The sequence below is a fragment of the Methylobacterium oryzihabitans genome (assembly GCF_004004555.2).
GTDB classification, from domain to species: Bacteria; Pseudomonadota; Alphaproteobacteria; order Rhizobiales; family Beijerinckiaceae; genus Methylobacterium; species Methylobacterium oryzihabitans.
The window spans coordinates 312,493-333,355 of sequence record NZ_SACP01000001.1 but is presented as its reverse complement, the minus strand read 5'-3'; the positions used below and the strand labels follow the sequence as shown (position 1 = coordinate 333,355).

Annotated in this window: 18 protein-coding genes; 7 read left to right on the top strand and 11 right to left on the bottom strand. The window is 73.2% G+C overall.

Translation table 11 applies throughout. The features are described from left to right. Positions 1–41: 41 nt before the first annotated feature. Together EOE48_RS01505 and EOE48_RS01500 are read left to right on the top strand one after the other, a co-directional pair. A complete protein-coding gene (locus EOE48_RS01505; protein ID WP_127726993.1) occupies positions 42–1,199 on the top strand; it encodes a zinc-binding dehydrogenase in 1,158 nt (385 codons plus the stop codon). Between the two features lie 67 nt (positions 1,200–1,266). After that, positions 1,267–1,671 (top strand): DUF2147 domain-containing protein, encoded by a 405-nt coding sequence (locus EOE48_RS01500; RefSeq protein WP_127726992.1) that lies wholly within the window; start codon positions 1,267–1,269, stop codon positions 1,669–1,671. Between the two features lie 36 nt (positions 1,672–1,707). On the opposite strand, the gene EOE48_RS01495 is transcribed toward EOE48_RS01500, so the two are convergent. Further along, the gene (locus EOE48_RS01495) at positions 1,708–2,013 is read right to left on the bottom strand and encodes a hypothetical protein (RefSeq protein ID WP_127726991.1); all 306 of its coding nucleotides are present in this window, start codon (positions 2,011–2,013) and stop codon (positions 1,708–1,710) included. 244 nt (positions 2,014–2,257) lie between these two features. On the opposite strand from EOE48_RS01495, the gene EOE48_RS01490 reads away from it, so the two are divergent. Continuing rightward, positions 2,258–2,932 (top strand): glutathione S-transferase family protein, encoded by a 675-nt coding sequence (locus EOE48_RS01490; protein WP_127726990.1) that lies wholly within the window; start codon positions 2,258–2,260, stop codon positions 2,930–2,932. Between the two features lie 19 nt (positions 2,933–2,951). Here EOE48_RS01490 and EOE48_RS01485 read toward each other — a convergent pair whose 3' ends face one another. Further along, positions 2,952–3,506 carry a DUF2147 domain-containing protein gene (locus EOE48_RS01485; protein ID WP_127726989.1) on the bottom strand — a complete coding sequence of 185 codons (555 nt, stop codon included), beginning with the start codon at positions 3,504–3,506 and terminating at the stop codon, positions 2,952–2,954. A 279-nt stretch (positions 3,507–3,785) separates the two neighbouring features. Between EOE48_RS01485 and ndk the strand changes: the two genes are divergently transcribed. The 4 genes from ndk (at position 3,786) to EOE48_RS01465 (ending at position 7,514) form a co-directional block, all read left to right on the top strand. Continuing rightward, positions 3,786–4,208, top strand: a complete 423-nt coding sequence (ndk, locus tag EOE48_RS01480; RefSeq protein WP_127726988.1) for a nucleoside-diphosphate kinase — start codon at positions 3,786–3,788, stop codon at positions 4,206–4,208. A 104-nt stretch (positions 4,209–4,312) separates the two neighbouring features. Continuing rightward, the gene (locus EOE48_RS01475; protein ID WP_127726987.1) at positions 4,313–6,409 is read left to right on the top strand and encodes a molybdopterin oxidoreductase family protein; all 2,097 of its coding nucleotides are present in this window, start codon (positions 4,313–4,315) and stop codon (positions 6,407–6,409) included. A 99-nt stretch (positions 6,410–6,508) separates the two neighbouring features. Beyond that, the gene (locus EOE48_RS01470; protein ID WP_127726986.1) at positions 6,509–6,865 is read left to right on the top strand and encodes a hypothetical protein; all 357 of its coding nucleotides are present in this window, start codon (positions 6,509–6,511) and stop codon (positions 6,863–6,865) included. Positions 6,866–6,986: 121 nt separating this feature from the next. Then, positions 6,987–7,514: a lysozyme inhibitor LprI family protein gene (locus EOE48_RS01465; protein WP_127726985.1), complete on the top strand. Its 528-nt coding sequence runs from the start codon at positions 6,987–6,989 to the stop codon at positions 7,512–7,514. Between the two features lie 10 nt (positions 7,515–7,524). Here EOE48_RS01465 and purN read toward each other — a convergent pair whose 3' ends face one another. From purN to EOE48_RS01420, 9 genes are all read right to left on the bottom strand, one after another. Then, positions 7,525–8,181 (bottom strand): phosphoribosylglycinamide formyltransferase, encoded by a 657-nt coding sequence (purN, locus tag EOE48_RS01460; RefSeq protein ID WP_127727202.1) that lies wholly within the window; start codon positions 8,179–8,181, stop codon positions 7,525–7,527. 5 nt (positions 8,182–8,186) lie between these two features. Beyond that, on the bottom strand, positions 8,187–9,257 hold the full coding sequence (purM, locus tag EOE48_RS01455) for a phosphoribosylformylglycinamidine cyclo-ligase (RefSeq protein WP_127726984.1): 1,071 nt from the start codon (positions 9,255–9,257) through the stop codon (positions 8,187–8,189). A gap of 447 nt (positions 9,258–9,704) precedes the next feature. Continuing rightward, positions 9,705–11,201 (bottom strand): DUF2142 domain-containing protein, encoded by a 1,497-nt coding sequence (locus EOE48_RS01450; RefSeq protein WP_127726983.1) that lies wholly within the window; start codon positions 11,199–11,201, stop codon positions 9,705–9,707. Next, complete coding sequence (locus tag EOE48_RS01445; RefSeq protein WP_127726982.1) at positions 11,198–11,935, bottom strand: TVP38/TMEM64 family protein; 738 nt, start codon at positions 11,933–11,935, stop codon at positions 11,198–11,200. Before EOE48_RS01445 ends, EOE48_RS01450 begins: the two co-directional genes overlap by 4 nt. After that, on the bottom strand, positions 11,932–12,690 hold the full coding sequence (locus EOE48_RS01440) for a glycosyltransferase family 2 protein (RefSeq protein ID WP_210249541.1): 759 nt from the start codon (positions 12,688–12,690) through the stop codon (positions 11,932–11,934). The genes EOE48_RS01445 and EOE48_RS01440 overlap by 4 nt, the downstream gene beginning before the upstream one ends. 166 nt (positions 12,691–12,856) lie before the next feature. After that, a complete protein-coding gene (locus tag EOE48_RS01435) occupies positions 12,857–13,819 on the bottom strand; it encodes a glycosyltransferase family 2 protein (protein WP_127726980.1) in 963 nt (320 codons plus the stop codon). A 354-nt stretch (positions 13,820–14,173) separates the two neighbouring features. Then, a complete protein-coding gene (locus EOE48_RS01430) occupies positions 14,174–15,055 on the bottom strand; it encodes a transglutaminase family protein (RefSeq protein WP_127726979.1) in 882 nt (293 codons plus the stop codon). Further along, complete coding sequence (locus tag EOE48_RS01425) at positions 15,052–17,604, bottom strand: circularly permuted type 2 ATP-grasp protein (RefSeq protein ID WP_127726978.1); 2,553 nt, start codon at positions 17,602–17,604, stop codon at positions 15,052–15,054. Before EOE48_RS01425 ends, EOE48_RS01430 begins: the two co-directional genes overlap by 4 nt. Further along, positions 17,601–20,846, bottom strand: coding sequence for a transglutaminase family protein (locus EOE48_RS01420; protein WP_127726977.1), 3,246 nt, complete (start codon positions 20,844–20,846; stop codon positions 17,601–17,603). The genes EOE48_RS01425 and EOE48_RS01420 overlap by 4 nt, the downstream gene beginning before the upstream one ends. Between the last annotated feature and the right edge of the window lie 17 nt (positions 20,847–20,863).

Genomic DNA, 20,863 nt, shown 5'->3' with positions numbered 1-20,863 from the left:
ACCGGCCGTCGACGAGCCGGACCACGGGAGGGGACCGCACCATGACGAAGCCCGAGATCCGCGTCGCGACCTTCGCCGGCCCCGGCGCCGAGCCGGTGATCCGCTCGGTGCCGTGGCCCGAGGTCCCGCGCAAGGCCGCGCTCATCAAGGTCGGGGCCTGCGGCGTCTGCGGCACCGACCAGCACATCCTCAAGGGGCACTGGCCCAAGCCCCTGCCGTGGCCGTTCACCCTCGGGCACGAGATCGGCGGCGTCATCGTCGAGAAGGGCGACGAGTTCACCGCCGACTTCATGGAGAAGCCGCTCGCCGTCGGCTCCAAGGTGATGATCCCGCCGCTGATGCCGTGCGGGCAATGCTACTACTGCGTCCACTACCCGGAGCAGGCCAACAAATGCCTGACGCCGGTCTATTACGGGCGCTATCTCGGCTTCGACAAGGCGCCGCACCTGTGGGGCGGCTGGGCCGAATACGTCTATGTCGACCTCGACATGCTGCCCGGCACCAAGGTCTACAAGCTGCCCGACGACATGAGCCTGCGGCTGGGCGCGCTGTCCGAGCCGCTGACCTCGTGCATCCGCGCCTTCAACCGCGCCACCCGGGCCGGCGGCTTCAAGTGGGGCGACACGGTGGTGATCCAGGGCTCCGGGCCGATCGGCATCCTGGCGGTGGCCGCCGCGCAGGAGATGGGCGCCGGCCGGGTGATCTGCGTCGGCGCGCCGGAGGAGCCGCGCCTCGCGCTGGCGCGCAGGTTCGGCGCCGAGGCGACGGTGGACATCACCGAGCTCAAGACGCCGGAGGAGCGCATCGCCCGGGTGCGCGAGATCGTCGGCGGCTTCGGCGCCGACCTCGTGATGGACTGCTCCGGCCACCCCTCCGCCGGCCCCGAGGGCATCGAGTTCCTGCGCGACGGCGGCACCTACGTCGAGATGGGCCAGTTCACCGATGCCGGCAAGATCGAGACCTCCTGGCACCGGATCTGCTCCAAGGACCTCAACGTGCTCGGCTCCTGGGCCTTCACCGGCAACGACCTGCCGCTCGGCGTCGACATGCTCTACCGCGCCCGCGACAAGTACCCGTGGCTCGACATGCAGACGATCTATCCGTTCACCGAGGAGGGGGTGAGCCGCGCCGTCGCCGACGCGATGGCGATGAAGACCGTGAAGTCGACGATCGTGCCGTTCCCCGAACTGGTGGCGTGACGACGGGCCTGCGGGGGCGTCGGGAATCGGGTAACAGGCGGGGATTCGGTCCGTTCGGAGCCCCGCCTTGCGCCGCCTGCCCCTTCTTCTGATGCTCGTGGGCCTGCCCGCCGCCGCCCAGCCCGCCCCGTCGCCGGTCGGCGTCTGGGCGACCCCGGCGGGCGAGACCCAGGTGCGCATCGCCCGCTGCGGCGACGGCCTGTGCGGCACGGTGGCCAAGGTCACGGCCGGCGAGACCCGGGACGTGAACAATCCCGATCCCGCCCTGCGCAGCCGCAGCGTCGTCGGCACGACGCTGCTGTCGGGCCTCAAGCCGTCCGAGGACGGCTGGGAGGGTTCGATCTACAATTTTCGCGACGGCAAGACCTACTCGGGCAAGATGGCCCTGAAGGGTCCGAACGCCCTCGAACTGTCCGGCTGCGTGCTCGGCGGCCTGTTCTGCAAGAAGCAGGTCTGGTCGCGGGTGAACTGACCGCACCCGACGCGCGCCGGCGGAGTGGCCGCCGCGTCAGGCCTTCACCTCCTTCAGGCGCTTGACGCACTTGCTGTAGTATTGCGGCCATTTCGGTCCCTGGCTCGTCTTCTCGGCCGCCGACAAGGCACGCCATTCGGCGCCGCAGGTCTTCTGCCGCTCCCGGGCGGCGAGCGACTGCACGGAGGGCTCCTTCGCGGAGGCCGCGGGCGCCTGGGCGGAGGCCGCGGGCGCCTTGGAGGAAGCCGCGGGCGCCTTGGCTGAGGCCGCGGGCGTTTGGGCGGCGGCGGTGCCGCCGAGGGCGGCGAAAACGACGAGGATGGCGACGGCGCGCGACGGCATGGCTCTCTCCGCGAGGGGCCCGGGCGCGAACGCGCCCCGGCGCATCTCACCGCCGCGATGACGCTAGGGCAACCGGCGCCGCGCCGGATCGGAAAATTCCGCTTGCCCTGTGGCATTGCTGCCGCAGCCGGCGGCCCGGGACGACGTTGTCCCTTCACAGGCGGGGGCCTGCTCTGCTTAGGTCCGCCGCGGGCCCGGCCGTGCCGGCGCCAGCCGATCCACCCGTGCGAGAGGGATCATCCGCATGTCGGCCGTGACGACGCCGCCGATCGACCTCTACTACTGGACGACGCCGAACGGCTGGAAAGCCTCGATCATGCTCGAGGAATGCGGGCTGCCGTACCGCATGATCCCGATCAACATCGGCAAGGGCGCCCAGAAGGCGCCCGAGTTCCTCGCCGTGTCGCCCAACGGCAAGATCCCGGTGATCGTCGATCCCGACGGTCCCGGCGGCGCGCCGATCACGGTGTTCGAGTCGAACGCGATCCTGCAGTATCTCGGCCGCAAGTCCGGCTGCCTCTACCCGCAGGACGAGCGGGCGCGGATCGCCGTCGACATCTGGCTGTTCTGGCAGGCGGCCAATTTCGGGCCGACGCTCGGCCAGACCCATCATTTCCGGATCTATGCGTCGGAGAAGATCCCCTACGCGGTCGAGCGGTTCACCGCCGAGACGACCCGGCTCTACACCGTGCTCGACGCCCAGCTCGGCCGCCACGCCCACGTCGCCGGCGAGGAATGCTCGATCGCCGACATCGCGATCCTGACCTGGGCCAAGATGTGGGAGAGGCAGGGACAGGACATCGCCGCCTTCCCGAACCTCGCCCGCTGGATCGACGCGATGAAGGCCCGCCCGGGGGTGCAGCGCGGTTTCAAGCTGAAACCGGAGCCGGACGAGGCCGCCGAGGCGCCGCGCGGTTAGGCGGCGCCGCTTCTCTCGCCTACTCGGCCGGCTTCGCCGCCGGGGCGGCGGGCTTGGCGGCGACGGGCTTCGGCGCGGCGGACTTGACAGCCGTGGGATTGGCGGCGGCCGGAGGCACGATCTGGGCGAACTCGTCGGGGACCTTCTTCCAGGTCTGCGAGCCGCACAGGATCTTCAGCAGGCAGCCCGAGACGTTCAGCTCCTCGCCGCTCTCGCGCACCAGCGTGACGTCGTAGTTCTTTCCCTCTTCGGCGTTGTAGATCTGGCCCTTGAAGCCCTCGTCCTCCGGCTTCAGGCCGTCGAGGAGGGTGAGGCCGATCACCGGGCGGGCCCGCTTCTTCGGATCGGGATTCTTGATGTCGGTGCGCGGCTGGCCCTGGTCGTTCAGGGGCGTCTTCAGCCACACCACCGTGCCGCAGGCATGGGCGTTGCCGGGGCCGCACTTCTCGATGCGGATCTTGGCGCGCCCGTCCTCGGTCAGCCAGGTGCCGGAGGGGTCGCGGCCCGGGGCCGCCTGGGCGGCGCCGGCGAGCAGGAGGGTCGCGGTCAGGGCCGGGACGAGAACGGAACGCATGCGGGAACTCCGTGGAACGGTTCGCGGCGGTGGCGCGAGCGGGGCAGGCCGGCCAGCGCCCGTCTCCGGGCGTGGCCGAAAGGCCGCATGCCCCGCAAAAAGCCTGGCCATTGGGGCGATTTTTCGGCCGCGTTGCGGCGCCGCCGCAGCACACACCCCCGGGCGCCTCGCTTGAGGGGGCGTGAGCCCGCGTCTATAAGCCCGGCGCCGGGCCCGCCCGGCGGTCGCCCGCGGGCGGCCCCCCATCGCGGACCCACCGCCTTCCAGACGGATCTTTCCATGGCCACCGAGCGCACCTTCTCCATCCTGAAGCCCGACGCGACCGAGCGGAACCTCACCGGTGCGATCAACGCCGTGATCGAGGAGGCGGGCCTGCGCATCGTCGCCCAGCGCCGCATCCGCATGTCGGACGCCCAGGCCAAGAAGTTCTACGAGGTCCACGCCGAGCGGCCGTTCTACGGCGAGCTGGTCTCGTTCATGACCTCGGGCCCGGTCGTGGTGCAGGTGCTCGAAGGCGAGAACGCGGTCGCCAAGTACCGCGGGGTGATGGGCGCCACCAACCCGGCCCAGGCCGACGAGGGCACGATCCGCAAGCGCTTCGCCAAGTCGGTCGGCGAGAACTCGGTCCACGGGTCCGACAGCGCCGAGAACGCCGCGATCGAGATCAAGCAGTTCTTCGACGACAAGGACATCGTCGGCTGAACGACGCACGGGGTGGCCCGCTCCTTGCGGGCCACTCGGACAGGACCGGCTCCGTCCGTGCGCCCCCGCGCCGGCCTCCGGGCCGGCAGCGGGAGGCAGGAACGGTGACGCTACAGCCGCGGATCGAGCACAAGACCTCCACCTGCCCGCACGACTGCCCGTCGGTCTGCGCCCTCGAGGTCGAGATCGTCGACGGCACCACGGTCGGCCGGGTCCGCGGCTCGTCGCGCCACAGCTACACCGCGGGCGTCGTCTGCGCCAAGGTCGCGCGCTACGCCGAGCGCATCCACCATCCCGACCGCCTCACCCATCCGCTGATCCGCACCGGCCCGAAGGGGTCGGGCGCGTTCGCCCAGGTCGGGTGGGACGAGGCCCTCGACCGCGTCGCCGACGCCTTCCGGGCCGCCGAGGCCGCCCACGGCCCCGAGGCGGTGTGGCCGTACTACTATGCCGGCACGATGGGGCTGGTGATGCGCGACGGCATCAACCGCCTGCGCCACGCCAAGGGCTATTCCGGCCAGCTCTCGACCATCTGCACCCAGCTCGCCTGGGCCGGCTACGTCGCCGGGACCGGCCGGCTCACCGGCGTCGACCCGCGCGAGATCGCCGACAGCGACTGCGTGGTGATCTGGGGCACCAACCCGGTCCACACCCAGGTCAACCTGATGACCCACGCCCAGTCGGCCCGCAAGGCGCGCGGGGCGACGATCGTCGCGGTCGACATCTACGACAACCCGACGATGCGGCAGGCCGACCTCGCCCTGCTGGTGCGGCCCGGCACCGACGCGGCGCTCGCCTGCGCGGCGATGCACGTGATCTTCCGCGACGGGCTCGCCGACCGCGACTATCTCGCCCGCTACACCGACTGCCCGGACGACCTCGAAGCCCACCTGAGGAGCCGCGACCCGGTCTGGGCGGCGGCGATCACCGGCCTCGCCGTCGAGGAGATCGAGCGCTTCGCCCATCTGGTGGGGCGCACGAAGAACACCTTCTTCCGCCTCGGCTACGGCTTCTCCCGCAGCCGCAACGGCGCCGCGAGCATGCACGCGGCCCTGTCCATCCCGGCGGTGACCGGCGCGTGGCGCCACCGCGGCGGCGGCGCCTTCCACTCCAACAGCGGCATGTTCGGCATCGACAAGCGGCTGATCGAGGGGCTCGACGCGACCCGGCCCGGCACCCGGATGCTCGACCAGTCGCAGATCGGCCGGGTGCTCACCGGCGACGCGGAGGCCCTGCGCGGCGGTCCCCCGGTGACCGCCCTGCTGATCCAGAACACCAATCCGGTCTCGGTCGCGCCGGAGCAGGAATTGGTCAAGCGGGGCTTCGCCCGCGAGGACCTGTTCGTCTGCGTCCACGAGCAGTTCATGACCGAGACGGCGCGGATGGCCGACATCGTGCTGCCGGCGACGATGTTCCTAGAGCACGACGACCTCTATACCGGCGGCGGCCAGCAGCACGTCCAGCTCGGCCTCGCCCGCCTGCCGGCCCCGGCCGAGTGCCGCTCGAACCACGACGTGATCGTGGCGCTGGCCGCGCGGCTCGGCGCCGAGCATCCCGGCTTCGCCATGACCCCGCGCGAGATCGTCGATGCGACGCTGCAGGCCTCCGGCTACGGTCCGCTCGCCGCGATGGAGGACCAGAACTTCGTCGACGCCCAGGCGCCGTTCGAGCGCGCGCACTTCCTCGACGGTTTCGGCCATCCGGACGGCCGCTTCCGCTTCCGGCCGGACTGGACCGGGACCCGGATCGTCCAGGACGGACCGCGCGGCCCGGCGAGCGGAATGCCGGAACTGCCCGATTACTGGGAGGCACCCCTCGCCGCGGCGACGCCCGAGCATCCGTTCCGGCTCGCCACCAGCCCGGCGCGCAACTTCCTCAATTCGAGCTTCAACGAGACTCCGACCTCGCTCGCCAAGGAGCGTCACCCGACGGTGATGATCCACCCGGACGACGCGGCGCCGCTCGGGATCGGGGAGGGGGCCTGGGTGCGCCTGTCGAACCACCGCGGCGCCGTCACCCTGCGGGCGACGCTGTTCCCGGGCCTGCGCCGGGGCGTGCTGATCGCGGAATCGATCTGGCCCAACGACGCCTATCCGGACGGGCGCGGCATCAACACCCTGACGGGGGCCGACGCCCCGGCACCCCTCGGCGGGGCCGCGTTCCACGACAACCACGTGGCGATCGGGGCGCTGCCCGGCTGAGGCCGGGCGCGGTTTCGCCGCTTGTGTGTCGTCCCGGCTCTTGCGCGGGCCCGGGGTTCGGGGTCCAACGGCCAAGCTTTCGCCACCGGACCCACTCCCATGCGTTTCCGCTCGCTCCTCGCCGCCGGCCTGATCGCCCTCGGCGCCACCTCGGCCCTGGCCGGCGCCTCCTCGTCGCAGCTCGAGACCTACCAGCCCGACCCGGCCCTGCTGACCGCGCCCAAGTCGGAGCTGGAAGGCCGCGTCCGCCGCGCCTGCGCGGTCGTCCAGGCCCGCCTGCAGAAGGGCGACGAGTCCAACTTCGACCGGCCCTGCGGCTGTTACGCCCGCGCGACGCTGAAGTCCCTCGACGCCTCCGAGGTCGAGGCCTACCGCACCACCGGCTACTTCAACGACTCGGCCCGCGCCAAGGCCCTCGGCGCGATCGACAGCTGCAAGCTCCAGCGCCCGGTGTGATGCCTGTGCGGGTGGCGGATCCGCACAACACATTGGCAAGCCCGGTCGGCGCATAACGGGACCGTCCTCGCACCGCCCGGCCACGGCCGGAGCGGGCGTTCCGTTCCGACCGGTGCCGCCCATGACGATCCGCCGCCTGACCGCCGCCTTCCTGCTCGCCGCCGCCTGCCTCCCGGGCGGAACCGCCCGCGCCGACGAGGTCTGCGGCATGGATCCGGGGCCGGCGCTCGATGCCTGCATCGCCAAGCAGGCGCGAATCGCGAGCGACAGTCTCGTCCAGCCCTACAAGGCCGCCGTCGCGGCCGGCGACAACGCCTGCGCGGCCGTGGTGTCCCCGGTCCAGACCGCCTGCCTCGAACAGGCTCAGGCGCTGGCCGACCGGGCGCTCAACGACGTCTACCGGAGGATGCAGGCTGGCATCGACAAGAACTCCACCTCGAAGGCCGACGCCGCGAAGTGGAAGGATTATCTCAAGACCGCGCAGCAGGACTGGATCAGGTACCGCGACGCCGATTGCGGCGACCTCATCATCGCCGAGTATCACCAGGGCACCGGCATGGGTGCCGGGATCGGCTCGTGCAAGCTGACGAAGACCGCCGCCCGAGTGCAGGAGTTGCAGGACCGCTACGGCAACTTCTACAAGGAATGACCGGAAGAGCTCAGGCGCCCGGCACCCGCAGGGCGCCCTCGGCCCGCGGAAGGTCGGCGGCGAACGCGACCCGGCCGTCCCGCAGCACCGCCCGGCCGCCCGCGACCAGGGCGAGCGCCGCCGGGTAGAGCCGGTGCTCCTGCTCCAGCACCCGGGCGGCGAGCGCGTCCTCGTCGTCGTCGGGCAGCACCGGCACCGCGGCCTGGGCGACGATCGGGCCGGCATCGAGTTCCGGCACCACGAAGTGCACCGTGCAGCCATGCACCCGCACGCCGGCCGCGAGGGCCTGGGCGTGGGTGTGGGTGCCGCGAAACAGCGGCAGCAGCGAGGGGTGGATGTTGAGCATCCGCCCGGCCCAGGCCTCGACGAACCACGGCGTCAGCACCCGCATGAAGCCGGCCAACACCAGGAGGTCGATGCCCTCCCGGCGCAGCCGCGCGTCGAGCGCCCGCTCGAAGGCCGGCCGGTCGGGAAACTCCTTGTGGTCGACCGTGGCGGTCGGGATACCGGCCGCCTCGGCCCGGGCGAGCCCGCCGGCGCCGGGGCGGTTCGACAGCACGAGGCCGATCCGGGCCGGGTAGCCCGGCGCCCGCGCCGCCTCGATCAGCGTCACCATGTTGGAGCCGCGGCCGGAGATCAGGATCGCGGCCTTGGGATTCGGCGGCAGCGGGCTCACAGGGCGAGCGTGCCGGTGAAGGTGACGGGGGTGTCGCCGGCCGGCGTGATGCGGCCGAGCCGCACCGGCGCCTCGCCGGCCGCCGCGAGCGCGGCGGCGAGCGCCTCGGCCCGGTCCGGGGCGGCCACCACCACCATGCCGATGCCGCAGTTGAAGGTGCGCAGCATCTCCGGCACGGCGACGCCGCCGGTGCGCGCCAGCCAGCCGAAGACCGGCGGCACGACCACCGCCGACAGGTCGATCTCGATGCCGATCCCGTCCGGCAGCACCCGCGGCAGGTTGTCGGGGAAGCCGCCGCCGGTGATGTGGGCGAGCGCCTTGATCGCCCCCGGCTCGGCCTTCAGCGCCGCGAGGAGTTGGCGGACGTAGATTCGGGTCGGCTCCAGCAGCGCCTCGCCGAGGCTGCGGCCGGGGGCGAAGGGTGCGGGCGCGTCCCAGGCCAGCCCGGAGGCGGCGACGATGCGGCGGACCAGCGAGAAGCCGTTGGAATGCACCCCCGAGGAGGGCAGGCCGAGCACGACGTCGCCGGGCGCGATGTCGGGGAGCGGCAGCAGGGTGCCGCGCTCGGCGGCGCCGACCGAGAAGCCGGCGAGGTCGTAGTCCTGGCCGTCGTAGAGGCCCGGCATCTCGGCGGTCTCGCCGCCGATCAGCGCGCAGCCGGCCTGCCGGCAGCCCTCGGCGATGCCGCGCACGATGTCGGCGCCGACGCCCGGCACCAGCTTGCCGGTCGCGTAGTAGTCGAGGAAGAACAGCGGCTCGGCGCCCTGCACGATGATGTCGTTGACGCACATGGCCACGAGGTCGATGCCGATCGTATCGTGGCGCCCGGTCTCGATCGCGATCTTGACCTTGGTGCCGACGCCGTCGTTGGCGGCCACCAGGATCGGATCGCGAAAGCCCGCGGCCTTGAGGTCGAACAGCCCGCCGAACCCGCCGATCTCGGCATCGGCGCCCGGCCGGCGCGTCGCCCGCACCAGGGGCTTGATCGCCTCGACCAGCGCGTTGCCGGCGTCGATGTCGACCCCAGCCCCGGCATAGGTCATCCCGCTCTGGCGCTCGCCCGTCATGCCCTCGATCCCTGCCGTCGACCCGTGAACCCGTTCGCGCCGCCCGCGATGTGCGGTGCTGCGAGACTTCCTCTAAGCAGATTTCGCAAAAGTGGTAGCCGGTTTTGCGACAAAAATCTGCGACAAATCAAGAATCTAAGCGGACGAAGCGTTGGCGTGCCAACGCAAGTCTGCTGAGCGGCTCCTGCGGGCCGGCGCGAGGGCGCAAGGCCCTCCCCGACGATCGGCGTTCCCGGTACCGGCATCGGCTCCGCCGCCGGTACATGGCCGGAGCGGAAGCGGACGGCATGAGGCGGGACCGATGATACGGTTCTCGGACGATGGCCCGAACGCCTCGGACTGTCGCTTCCGCTCGAAACCGGGAGCGTCGGTGACGTGAATCCAGCGCGTGAGTCCGAGACGACCGGATCGCGGAAGTTCGGGCCGGCGGGGCCGGTTCACCTCCGCTCATCCCATCCGCGGCACCCACACCGGCACCACCGCCAGATCCACGATTGCCGCCGCGACCGGCAGCAGCCGGGCGGCGCGGCGCCAGCCCTCGCCGGCCTCCTCCTTCGGCAGCCCCTCGCCCTCGGGCAGCAGCAAGGCCATCAGGGGCAGGACCGGAAGCAGGTAGCGGCCCTGCGGACCGTCGACCCGCGGGATGCCGACCGCGGTCCAGGTCAGGTACTGCGACAGCACGATGGCCCAGACGCAGACGAGGCCCGCCGCCGCCAGCAGGGCGAGATCGGGCAGGGTCCGGCCCGGCGCAGGACGTCGGGCGGGCACCAGGGCGGCCACCAGGGCCAGCGCCCAGAGCCAGTAGAGCGGGACCGGGAACGAGCGGTCGAGCCAGCCGAGGATTCCGATCAGGCTCGCGAGCAGGCCCTTGATGTGCTTGATCGTCAGCAGGTAGTGGAACGGGATCGTGACGAATCGCAGCGGCTGCGCCGCGAGCACCTGGAGCTGCGCCGTCGGGTCGGTGCTGGTGAAGACCGTCGGCTGCGGGCCGGGCCAGAGCGGGCCGGCCTCGTGGGCCGGGCGCGGGAACGGCGTCGAGACGGTGGCGGTGACGAAGACCGTCCACAGGGCGGCCGGCAGCACCGCCAGCACCCCGAGGCCGCCGCGGCGCAGGGCGAGCGGCCCCCAGGCGCGCAGGCCGTCGCGCCACGGCAGCCGCCCGAGCAGGACCACCGCGAGGAGCGCGTAGGGCGGCTTGGCGAGCGCCACCAGCCCGACCAGCAGCGCGGCCAGGATCCAGGCGGGACGGGCGAAGCGATCATCCTCGGCGTCGCCGGTCCACGAGCGCGAGGCCAGCGCCACGGCGAGCACCGAGGCGGCGATCATCAGCCCGTCCTGGTTGAACGAGCCGGCGAGCGACAGCGACATCGGCACGACCAGCACGGCGAAGATCAGCGGCCGGCCGCGGCGGGAGACCGCGAGGGCGGCGACCGCCATCAGGGCGTAGGCGAGCACGTTGGCGAGGCGCCCGGCCACGGTCGCGTCCCGCGGCGGCAGCCCGGCGAGCTTCGCGGCGCCGAGGCCGAGGGCGGCCGGAGCGTAGAAGACCGGGAAATAGGTCGAGATGGTGTAGATCGCGGCGAAGCGCCGGGTCTCGTCCCAGGCGCCGCGGCCGAGGTCGGGATGCGGCTGCGGGTCCGCCCGCCGCGACACGTCGGCCGGCTCGCGCGAGCGGCTGAGGTCGCCCCAGATCGGCGCCACGGTGACGCCGGCCGCCACGAACGGGGTGCCGTCGGGCAGCGTGATGGTCTCGCGGTGGCCGACGAACCGGCCGTCGAGCAGGCTCGCGGCACGCACGAGATGCGAGGGTTCGTCCGCGACGTCGCCGAGCGGCACCAGCAGGGCGAACACCACGGCGACCGGCAGGCCGAGCACCAGGAAGGCCAGGACCGCGAGCCGCGGGCCGAAGGCCGGCAGGGCCCGCAGGCGCGGGCCGAGGCTCATCGCCCGGCCTCGGCGGCCGGCGCCGCCCAGTCGCCGGCCTCGCCGCCGACCGCGCGACACAGCGAGCGGCGGACCTGGACCACCAGCACGAGCGTCGCCGCGGCGCCGACGCAGAACAGGGCCGGGAACACCCAGCTCTCGCCGCCGAGCCACGCCTCGCCGCCGCTGCGGCCGACCGCGCCGGCGGCGACGTAGGCCAGCAGCGACGGCAGGGCGGCGAGGGTGCCGACGAAGTAGGCGCCTGGACGGACCCGGGTGGCGCTGAGCGCGTAGCTCGCGATCGCGAACGGCATCACCGGCGACAGGCGCAGCAGGCAGACCGCCCGCCAGCCCTTGCGCTCCAGCAGGGCATCGACGCGGTCGAGCCGCAGCCGCCCGCCGCCGATGCTGGCGGCGAGCGGGCGCGCGATGGTGCGGCCGATGGCGAAGCTCAGCATCGCGCCCGCGAGGGTGCCGATGCAGGCGAGCACGAACCCGAGGGCGGGCCCGTAGAGCGCGCCGGCGACCATCCCGATCAGCGAGGCCGGCAGCGCCCCGCTCACGACGACCGAGACCTGGATCACCGCGATCAGCACCCAGCCGAGGGGGCCGGCGTGCTCGCAGGCCGCGGCGATCCCGGCCGCCGCGGCGGTCACGGTCGCCGGGGAGGCGAGGCCAAGCAGCGTGCCGCCGGCGAGCACCAGCAGCAGCGCGGCGGCGAGCGGCCGCGCCAGGGCGGCGCGCAGCCGGGTCACGGGCGGGCTCCCGCCGCCGGACCGATGACGCCGTCCGGCCCATCCGTGAACAGCGGCGAGCGGCGGATGCCGCTGCGGTGCAGCCGGTAGGTCATTGCTGTGTCGAGCACGCCGAGCCCGTAGATCACGCTGCGGCGGAAGTTGATCGACGAGGCTTCCGGGAAATACTTGGTCGGACAGGAGATCTCGCCGACCCGGAACCCGTGGTGCAGCGCCTGGGCCAGCATCTGGTTGTCGAACACGAAGTCCTCGGAGCAGCGCAGCAGCGGGATCCGCTCCAGGGCGGTGCGGCTCCAGGCGCGGTAGCCGGTGTGGTACTCGGAGATCTTCTGGCCCATGACGATGTTCTGAAACAGCGTCAGGCCGCGGTTGGCGACGTACTTGTAGAGCGGCATGCCGCCGGTCAGCGCGCCGCCGCCGAGGATGCGCGAGGCCAGCACCGCGTCGTACTCGCCCGAGACGATCATCGACGCCATCGCGGTGACGAGGCGGGGCGAGTACTGGTAGTCGGGGTGGACCATGATGACGATGTCGGCGCCGCGCTCCAGGGCGGTGGCGTAGCAGGTCTTCTGGTTCCCGCCGTAGCCGCGGTTGCTCTGGTGGCGGATGGTGTGGATCCCGAGTTCCCGCGCGACCGCGACCGTGTCGTCGGTGCTGGCGTCGTCGGTGAGGATGACGTCGTCGACGATGTCGTGCGGGATCTCCGCGTAGGTGCGTCGCAGGGTGCTGGCCGCGTTGTAGGCGGGCAGGACCACGGCGAGTCTTCGGCCGTGCAGCATGGGAAGTCGTGACTCTCGCTGGGAAGGACGAGCGCGTGTCCGGACGAGGCCGGAGCCACACCGTCCTCTTCGGGGTGTCTGTGGCGGCTTTGCGTCAGGGGCCGGGCGGACCGGAGCGCTTGCGCCGGGGGGATGGGCGAACTCAGGTCGGGGGCGGTATCGGGCGCGGGGTGTGGCGGGACGGCAACAGGATCGCCGGGAGCGCGCGGACCAGCAGCCGGGCCGCGCCGACGACCTGCCGGGCCTCTTCGGGGTTGCGGCGCAGGGCGGCGCGCGCGAGGCGCAGCGGGATCTGCCCGAGCAGGACGGCCCCCGCCAGCGCCGCGGCGGCGGGGAGACCGTGGTGCTTGAGCGCATACTGGATCTGGCCGCGCAGGTAGTAGAACAGCCGCCGCTCCCGGACCGCCTCGGTGGTGCCCTGGCCGCGGTGCCAGACCGGAGCCTCGGCGACGTGGCGGACACGGAAGCCGAGCGTCCGCACCCGCGTGCAGAGGTCGACGTCCTCGTAATAGACGAAGAAGTCCTCGTCGAAGCCGCCGAGGGTGTCAAACAGGCGGCGCTCGATCATCAGGAAGGCGCCCATCACCTGATCGACGCTGCGGCTGCGGGCGTGGTCCCACTCGCGCATGAAGTGCGGCGGGAAGACCCACGGCAGGATCCGGTCGAGGGACAGCGCCTGCCACAGCAGGCTGGCGGCCGTCGGCTCGCGGGCGCAACTGCGCTGGATCGACCCGTCGGCGTCGCGCAGCTGCGCCCCGACCACGCCGACCCGCATGTCGCCGTCGAGCGCCGCCAGCGCGGTCCACAGACTGTCCGGCTCGACCCGGGTGTCGGGGTTGAGGAACAGGATCGCGGGCGCCCGCCCGGTCGCCGCCCCGAGGTTGCAGGCGCGGCCGAAGCCGAGGTTGTCGCGGTTGCGCAGCACGACGAGGTCGTGGCGGGAGGCCGGCAGGTCGGCGAGCGAGTCGTCGGTCGAGGCGTTGTCGACGACGACGACCCGCAGCGCCTCGGCGTCCCGGCTCGCGTCGAGGCTGGCGAGGCAGGCGCGCAGCAGGTCGCCGCTGTTCCAGTTGACGATCACCACGTCGAGGCGGGGGGCGGTCATGGGGCCGTCCCGATTGCCGGGAGAGCGCCGCTCTTACCTTCCCCCCTCTGCGGGGGAGGGTGCCCCGCGGAAGCGGGGCGGGTCGGGACGAAGTCCCGCGAGAGGGGAGCGCGACGCTGATCCAGGTGGCGCCCTACATCAAGGTCGCGCCCCCTCCAGAAGCGGCGTCCCCTCTCGGCGGGACTTCGTCCCGCTGCGCTCGCATCCGCTCGCCACCCTCCCCCGCGGAGGGGGGAGGGTTGGCGCCAGGCGGGACCCGCGATGCCAGCGATGATGTGGGAATAATTCACACGCGCCTTTTCCGTGCCAGAGCCACCGCTGTCAAGTCCGGAGCGGCAGCAGGCGGCGACCGGCTTACGCCTCCTCGTCCTCCGGCACCACGTCGACGGCGACGCGCAGCGTCTGGGCGCCCGAGCCGGAGATGATCCCGCTGACCGGCGCGACGTCGGCGTAGTCGCGCCCGCGCGCCACCACGACGTGGTCGTTGCCGGCCGCGATGCCGTTGGTCGGGTCGAAGCCGTGCCAGCGTCCCTCGCACCACAGCGCGACCCAGGCATGGCTCGCGTCGGCGCCTTCGAGGCGCTTCATCCCGGGCGGCGGCAGGGTGCGCAGGTAGCCGCTGACATAGGCCGCCGGCAGGCCGAGCCCGCGCAGGCCCGCGATCATGATGTGCGAGAAGTCCTGGCACACGCCGCGGCGCAGGGCGAAGGACTTGGCGAGCGGGGTCGCCACGTCGGTGGCGCCGCCGTCGAAGGAGAAGTCGCGGCGGATGCGCTGCATCAGGTCGAGGGCGCCCGCGACCGCGCCGCCGCCGGGCGGGAAGCTCTCGCGGGCGTAGTCGCTGACCTCGGGCACCAGCGGGACGCGCCGGCTCGGCGCGAGGCCGTGGAGCGGCGACTCCGCCCCGAGGTCGCGCGACGCGAGAACCGCCTCGCGCAGGCTCTCCCAGGACGGGCCGGTCGCGGGATCCGGCGGGGCCGGGCGCTCGACCCGGACCCGCGAGCGCGCCTCGATCCGGAACGACCGGTGCGGCTGCGTGACGGTGACCGTCACCGCGCGGTTGCCGAAGAAGTCGCGGGCGTCGTCGCGCCGTTCCGGGCCGGGCGTCACCGTGATGGCGTGGGACAGCACCTCCTGGCCGTCGCCGCTCTGCGGCGTCAGGCGGAGGGAGCAGAGGGCGTGGCCGACCGTGTTGCGGTAGGCGTAGGCCGTGAGGTGGCGCAGGGTGTAGATCACGCGAGGGCGACCAGGGTCTCGGGCCGCTCGGCCTCGGAGGTGCCGGGGAAGTAGCGGGCCGCGACCGCCTCGGCCACCGACCACAGCCGTGCCTCCCAGGCTTCCGCCACCGCCGGCGAGAGGGTGTCGGCCTCGGTGCTGGCGATCTCGCCCGACAGGGCGAGGACGAGGCGGGTCTGGCGCTCCGGCATCCCGTCCCGGCGCAGGCTGGACAGGTCGGCGAGGCGCTCGCGGATGCGCTCGACCTGGAAGGCGACCGAGCGCGGGTTGTAGGGGTCGAGCAGCACCATGTCCCGTACCGGCGCGAGGGCGACGCCGAGGATGTAGCGCGCGCCGTAGGAGATGCGCGAATCGACCAGTTCGAGCAGCACGCCGAGGTCGTCGGTGCTGGCGCCGTCGCCGGCGAAGACCCCGGCGAAGCGGCAGGTGTTGACCGCCCGTTCGAGCCGCCGGCCGAGTTCCACGAACGGCCAGCCGCCGGCGCGGTTCATGTTCTCCTGGGCGAGCCCCGACAGGGCCGCCGTCACAGCCAGCGCCCGCTCGGCGCGGTCGAGCAGGGCGGCCTCGGAATCGGCCGGGCCGGCGGGGTCGAGGGCGGCGAGGAGCTGGCTCACCGCCCGCCACGCCTCGCCCGACAGGCGCTCGCGCAGCGAGGCCGCGTTGCCGCGGGCCGAGCGGGCATGGGCCAGGGCCGAGCCCCAGAACTCGCCCCCCGACAGCGCCTGGGCGGCGAGGAGCGCCGCCGGACCCTCGGCCGAGGGCACCGCGCCCCAGGCCCGCAGCAGGTGGCGCAGCCGGGCCGAGGTGTCGACGTCCTCGCGCGCGAGCGAGACCGCGCCGGCGCCGTTGAGGAGCGCGGTGGCGAGCCGCACCATCGCCTCGGCCCGCTCCAGGTGGCGGCCGAACCAGAACAGGTTGTCGGCCGCCCGGCTCGGCAGCAGGCCGGGCACCCGGCGCACCGGCGCCCGGTCCGCCGGCGGCAGCATCGTCGCGGGCTCGACCGGGGCGTCGGACAGCACCCAGACGTCGGCCGCCCGCACCCCGGCGCCCATCGCCACCGGCTGCACGTCGGCGTGCTCGGCGATGCGGCAGAAGCCGCCGGGCATCACTTCCCAGCCGTCCGGGGTCCAGGCGGCGAAGACCCGCAGCACGAAGCGCCGGGGCACCAGCCCGGCGCCGTCCCAGACCGGCGCGGTCGAGAGGGCGATGCGCTCGTGGGCGACCCAGTCGCCGGGCCGGTCGCGCAGGGCCGCGGCGAGGCGGGCGGTCTCGTCGGGGTCGCGGGCGGCGCCGAAGGCCCGGCTGGTGAAGGCGCCCTGGGCCTGCTGGGCCGCCGGGCGCAGGGTCAGGTCGTCGAGGCGCGCGAGCGCCGCCTCCCGCTGGGCGGGGTCGCCGCACCACCACGCCGGCAGGCCGGGCAGGCGCAGTGCCTCGCCGAGGAGCCGCTCGGCCAGCGCCGGCAGGAACGGGCTCAGCCACGCGCCCTCGACGAGGCCGGAGCCGGGCATGTTGCCCATCGCGACCGTTCCGGCCCGAAGAGCCTCGACGAGGCCGGGCACGCCGAGCCGCGAGGTCGGGTTGAGGACCAGGGGATCGACGAAGTCGCCGTCGACCCGCCGCCACAGCACGTCGGCGCGCTTGAGCCCGGCGACGGTGCGCACGTGCAGCCGGCCGTCCTGCACCAGGAGGTCGTCGCCCTCGACCAGCGGCAGGCCGAGATAGCGCGCCAGCACCGCCTGCTCGACATAGGTGTCGCTGTAGGGGCCCGACGTCAGCAGGCAGATCCGCGGCTCGACCCGCTGCGCCGCCGCCGCGAGCCCGGCCCGGAAGGCGTGGTAGAACGGCGCCAGCCGCTCGACGTCGAGGGCGTTGTAGACGTCCGGCAGGGCGCGGGCGAGGACGAGGCGGTTCTCGAGGGCGTAGCCGGTGCCCGACGGCGCCTGGGTGCGGTCGGCGAGCACCCGCCAGCCGCCGTCGGGCCCGCGGGCGAGGTCGACGGCGTAGAGGTGGAGGTGGCGCCCGCCGGGCGGGGCGACGCCGTGGAGCGGGCGCAGGTATTCCGGGCTCGCCGCGACCGCGGCGGCCGGAATCAGCCCCTCGGCGGTCAGCCGCCCCTCGCCGTAGACGTCGGCCAGCACCGCTTCGAGGAGCGCGGCGCGCTGCGCCACCCCGGCGGCGATCGCCCGCCACTCGTCCGCCTCGACCAGCAGCGGCAGCACGCCGAGCGGCCAGTCGCGCTCGGCGGTCTCGCCGTAGACCCGGTAGGCGACGCCGGTGTCGTGGATGTGGCGCCCGGCCGAGGCGAAGCGCGCGACGATCTCGGACTCCGGCAGGGCGCCGAGCCGGTCGAGGAACCGGGCCCAGGCCGGCCGGATCGTCCCGTCCGGCCCGATCATCTCGTCGGGCACGCCGGGCAGCGGCGCGTAGGCGCCGCACCAGCGGGCGATCCGCGCCGCCGGGGTGTCGGAGGCCGGATCCGCTCCGGGTTCGGCCGCCGGATCGATCGCGGCGGCCGGCCCCGGATCCGCCGCGCGCGCGGCCCCGCTCATCGGGCCGGCGGCGCGCGCAGGTCGAGGGTGAGTGGGAACTCGCGCCGGAACTCCTCCGGCGGCACCGCCATCCGGCCCGGGGTGTGGCCGTGCTCCTGGAACCGGGCGAGGCGGCGCCCCTCGGCCTCGTAGGTGTTGATCGGGAAGGTCTCGTAGTTGCGCCCGCCCGGATGCGAGACGTGGTAGACGCAGCCGCCGAGCGAGCGCCCGCTCCAGGCGTCGATGATGTCGAAGGTCAGCGGCGAGTGGACCGGGATCGTCGGGTGCAGGCCCGAGGCCGGCTGCCACGCCTTGAAGCGCAGGCCCGCCACCAGCTCGCCGGAGCGCCCGGTCTCGGTCAGCGGCAGCCGGCGGCCGTTGCAGGCGACGACGTGGCGGCCCGGGGTGTAGCCCTCGACCTTGACTTGGAGCCGCTCGACCGAGGAATCGACGAAGCGCACCGTGCCGCCGATCGACCCCTCCTCGCCGAGCACGTGCCAGGGTTCGAGGGCCTGACGCAGTTCGAGCTTCACGCCGTCGTGGTCGACGCGGCCGAAGACCGGGAAGCGGAACTCGCCTTGCGCCTCGTACCAGCGCGGATCGAAGGCGTAGCCCGCCGCCCGCAGGTCGCCGAGCACGCCGAGGAAGTCCTGCCACAGGAAGTGCGGCAGCATGAACCGGTCGTGCAGGGCGGTGCCCCAGCGGACGAACCCGCCCTCCTGCGGCTCGCGCCACAGCCAGGCGATCAGGGCGCGCAGCAGCAATTGCTGGGCGAGGCTCATCCGGGCGTCCGGCGGCATCTCGAACGAGCGGAACTCGAGCAGGCCGAGCCGTCCGGTCGGCCCGTCGGGGGAGTACAGCTTGTCGATGCAGATCTCGGCCCGGTGGGTGTTGCCGGTCACGTCGACGAGGACGTTGCGGAACAGCCGGTCGACGAGCCAGAGCGGGATCTCCGGCGCCCCCGGCGCCGGGACCTGGGCGAGGGCGATCTCGAGTTCATACAGGCCGTCGTGGCGCGCCTCGTCCATCCGCGGCGCCTGGCTGGTCGGGCCGATGTAGAGACCCGAGAACAGGTAGGACAGCGACGGGTGGCGCTGCCAGTACAGGACGAGGCTCTTGAGCAGGTCGGGCCGGCGCAGGAACGGCGAATCGGCCGGGGTGGCGCCGCCGAGCACGACGTGGTTGCCGCCGCCGGTACCGGTGTGGCGGCCGTCGGTCATGAACTTCTGGGCGCCGAGCCGGGTCTCGCGGGCATCGGCGTAGAGGCCCGTGGTGATGTCCACCGCCTCGCGCCAGGTCTTGGCCGGATGGACGTTGACCTCGATCACGCCGGGATCGGGGGTGACCTTGATGACGTTCAGGCGCGGGTCGTAGGGCGGCTCGTAGCCCTCGACGTGGACCGGCAGGGCGAGTTCGGCCGCCACCGCCTCGATCTCGCCGAGCAGCACGAGGTACTCGTCGGCCCGCTCCAGCGGCGGCATGAACACGCACAGCACGCCGTCGCGCGGCTCGACCGCGAGCGCGGTGCGGACCGCGACGCCCTTCAGGGTCGCGGCGCGCTGGGCCTTGCCGCCCTCAGGCAGCTTGCCGCGCGGCTCGAGCGCGTCCTGGGGCGTGTAGTAGGGGTAGGATTCCGGCGGCACGAAGGGCAGCGAGGCCAGCGGCAGGCGCAGGCCGGCGGGCGAATCGCCCGAGGCGAGATAGATCGCGCCGCGCTTCATCTCCCAGCGCTCGGACACCCAGACCCGGTCGGCGCCGAGGGCGAGGTTGGTGAGCGGCAGCACGTAGCCGACCGGGGTCTCGACGCCGCGCTTGTAGACCCGCACCATCCGGGCCTGCGATTCCGGATCGCCGACCTTCGGGGCGAGCGGCGTGACGTTGACCGGAAGCTCGGCCTCGCGCTTCGACCAGTAGTCCGGATCCTCGAACATCGGCTGGACGTAGCCGTCGAGGCCGAGCCGGCGGGCGAGGCCGCGGGCGAACCGCTCGGCCTGGGCCGGGCCGGCCTCGCGCGGGCCGGTCTCCGAGGCGATGAGGTCGGGGTTCTTCCACACCGGCTGCCCGTCGCGGCGCCAGTACAGGCCGAAGGCCCAGCGCGGCAGGCTCTCGCCCGGGTACCACTTGCCCTGGCCGTAATGCAGCGCGCCGCCGGGGCCGAAGCGGTCGCGCAGGCGCCGGATCAGGGTGTCGGCGAGCCCGCGCTTGGTCGGCCCGACCGCGGCGGTGTTCCACTCGGGCGATTCGAAGTCGTCGACCGACACGAAGGTCGGCTCGCCGCCCATGGTCAGGCGCACGTCCTGGCGGTCGAGGTCGCCGTCGATGCGGTCGCCGAGGGCGTCCATCTCGGACCATGCCTCGTCGGAGAACGGGCGCGTCACCCGCGGCGCCTCGGCGATGCGCGAGACGGTCATCTCGAAGCCGAACTCGACCTCGGCCGGGCCCGCGAGGCCGGCGATCGGCGCGGCGGTGCGGTAATGCGGCGCCGCCGCGAGCGGGATGTGGCCCTCGCCGCAGAGCAGGCCGGAGGTGGCGTCGAGCCCGATCCAGCCGGCGCCCGGGACGTAGACCTCGGCCCAGGCGTGCAGGTCGGTGAAGTCGGTGCTGGTGCCGGCCGGGCCGTCGACCGCGGTGGTGTCGGGGACGAGCTGGATCAGGTAGCCGGAGACGAAGCGGGCGGCGAGGCCGAGGCGGCGCAGCACCTGCACCAGCAGCCACGCCGAGTCGCGGCACGACCCGCTCGCCTTGGTCAGGGTCTCGTCCGGCGTCTGCACGCCGGGCTCCATCCGCACCACGTAGGAGACCGAATCGCGCACCAGGGTGTTGAGCGCGACGAGGAACTGCACCGTGTTCGGCTCGGTCGGCAGCCGCTCCATCAGGGCGTCGACGGCGGGCCCGGTCTCCTCGACCTTGAGGTAGGGGGCGAGCTCGTCGCGCAGGTCCTCGTCGTAGGCGAAGGGCCGGGTCTGGGCGTAGTCCTCGACGAAGAAGTCGAACGGGTTGATCACCGACATGTCGGCGGTGAGGTCGACCTCGATCCGCAGGCGCGTCGTCTGCTCGGGAAAGACCAGCCGGGCGAGCCAGTTGCCGTTGGGGTCCTGCTGCCAGTTCACGAAGTGGTTGGCCGGCTCGACCTTCAGGGCGTAGCTCAGGATCCGGGTGCGGGCATGCGGAGCCGGGCGCAGCCGGATCACCTGCGGGCCGAGCGTGACGGGTCGGTCATAGGTGTACGACGTCACATGATGCAGGGCGGCCTTGATCGACACGGCGACTCCAACTGTCT

What these genes read in the sequence shown, in the direction of transcription:
- purM (WP_127726984.1), bottom strand. Translation starts at nt 9,257, where the DNA reads ATGACGGGCGAGCGCCAGAGCGGGATGACCTATGCCGGGGCTGGGGTC.
- EOE48_RS01505 (WP_127726993.1), top strand. Translation starts at nt 42, where the DNA reads ATGACGAAGCCCGAGATCCGCGTCGCGACCTTCGCCGGCCCCGGCGCC.
- EOE48_RS01485 (WP_127726989.1), bottom strand. Translation starts at nt 3,506, where the DNA reads ATGCGTTCCGTTCTCGTCCCGGCCCTGACCGCGACCCTCCTGCTCGCC.
- EOE48_RS01435 (WP_127726980.1), bottom strand. Translation starts at nt 13,819, where the DNA reads ATGACCGCCCCCCGCCTCGACGTGGTGATCGTCAACTGGAACAGCGGC.
- EOE48_RS01495 (WP_127726991.1), bottom strand. Translation starts at nt 2,013, where the DNA reads ATGCCGTCGCGCGCCGTCGCCATCCTCGTCGTTTTCGCCGCCCTCGGC.
- EOE48_RS01450 (WP_127726983.1), bottom strand. Translation starts at nt 11,201, where the DNA reads ATGAGCCTCGGCCCGCGCCTGCGGGCCCTGCCGGCCTTCGGCCCGCGG.
- EOE48_RS01465 (WP_127726985.1), top strand. Translation starts at nt 6,987, where the DNA reads ATGACGATCCGCCGCCTGACCGCCGCCTTCCTGCTCGCCGCCGCCTGC.
- EOE48_RS01470 (WP_127726986.1), top strand. Translation starts at nt 6,509, where the DNA reads ATGCGTTTCCGCTCGCTCCTCGCCGCCGGCCTGATCGCCCTCGGCGCC.
- EOE48_RS01425 (WP_127726978.1), bottom strand. Translation starts at nt 17,604, where the DNA reads ATGAGCGGGGCCGCGCGCGCGGCGGATCCGGGGCCGGCCGCCGCGATC.
- ndk (WP_127726988.1), top strand. Translation starts at nt 3,786, where the DNA reads ATGGCCACCGAGCGCACCTTCTCCATCCTGAAGCCCGACGCGACCGAG.
- EOE48_RS01490 (WP_127726990.1), top strand. Translation starts at nt 2,258, where the DNA reads ATGTCGGCCGTGACGACGCCGCCGATCGACCTCTACTACTGGACGACG.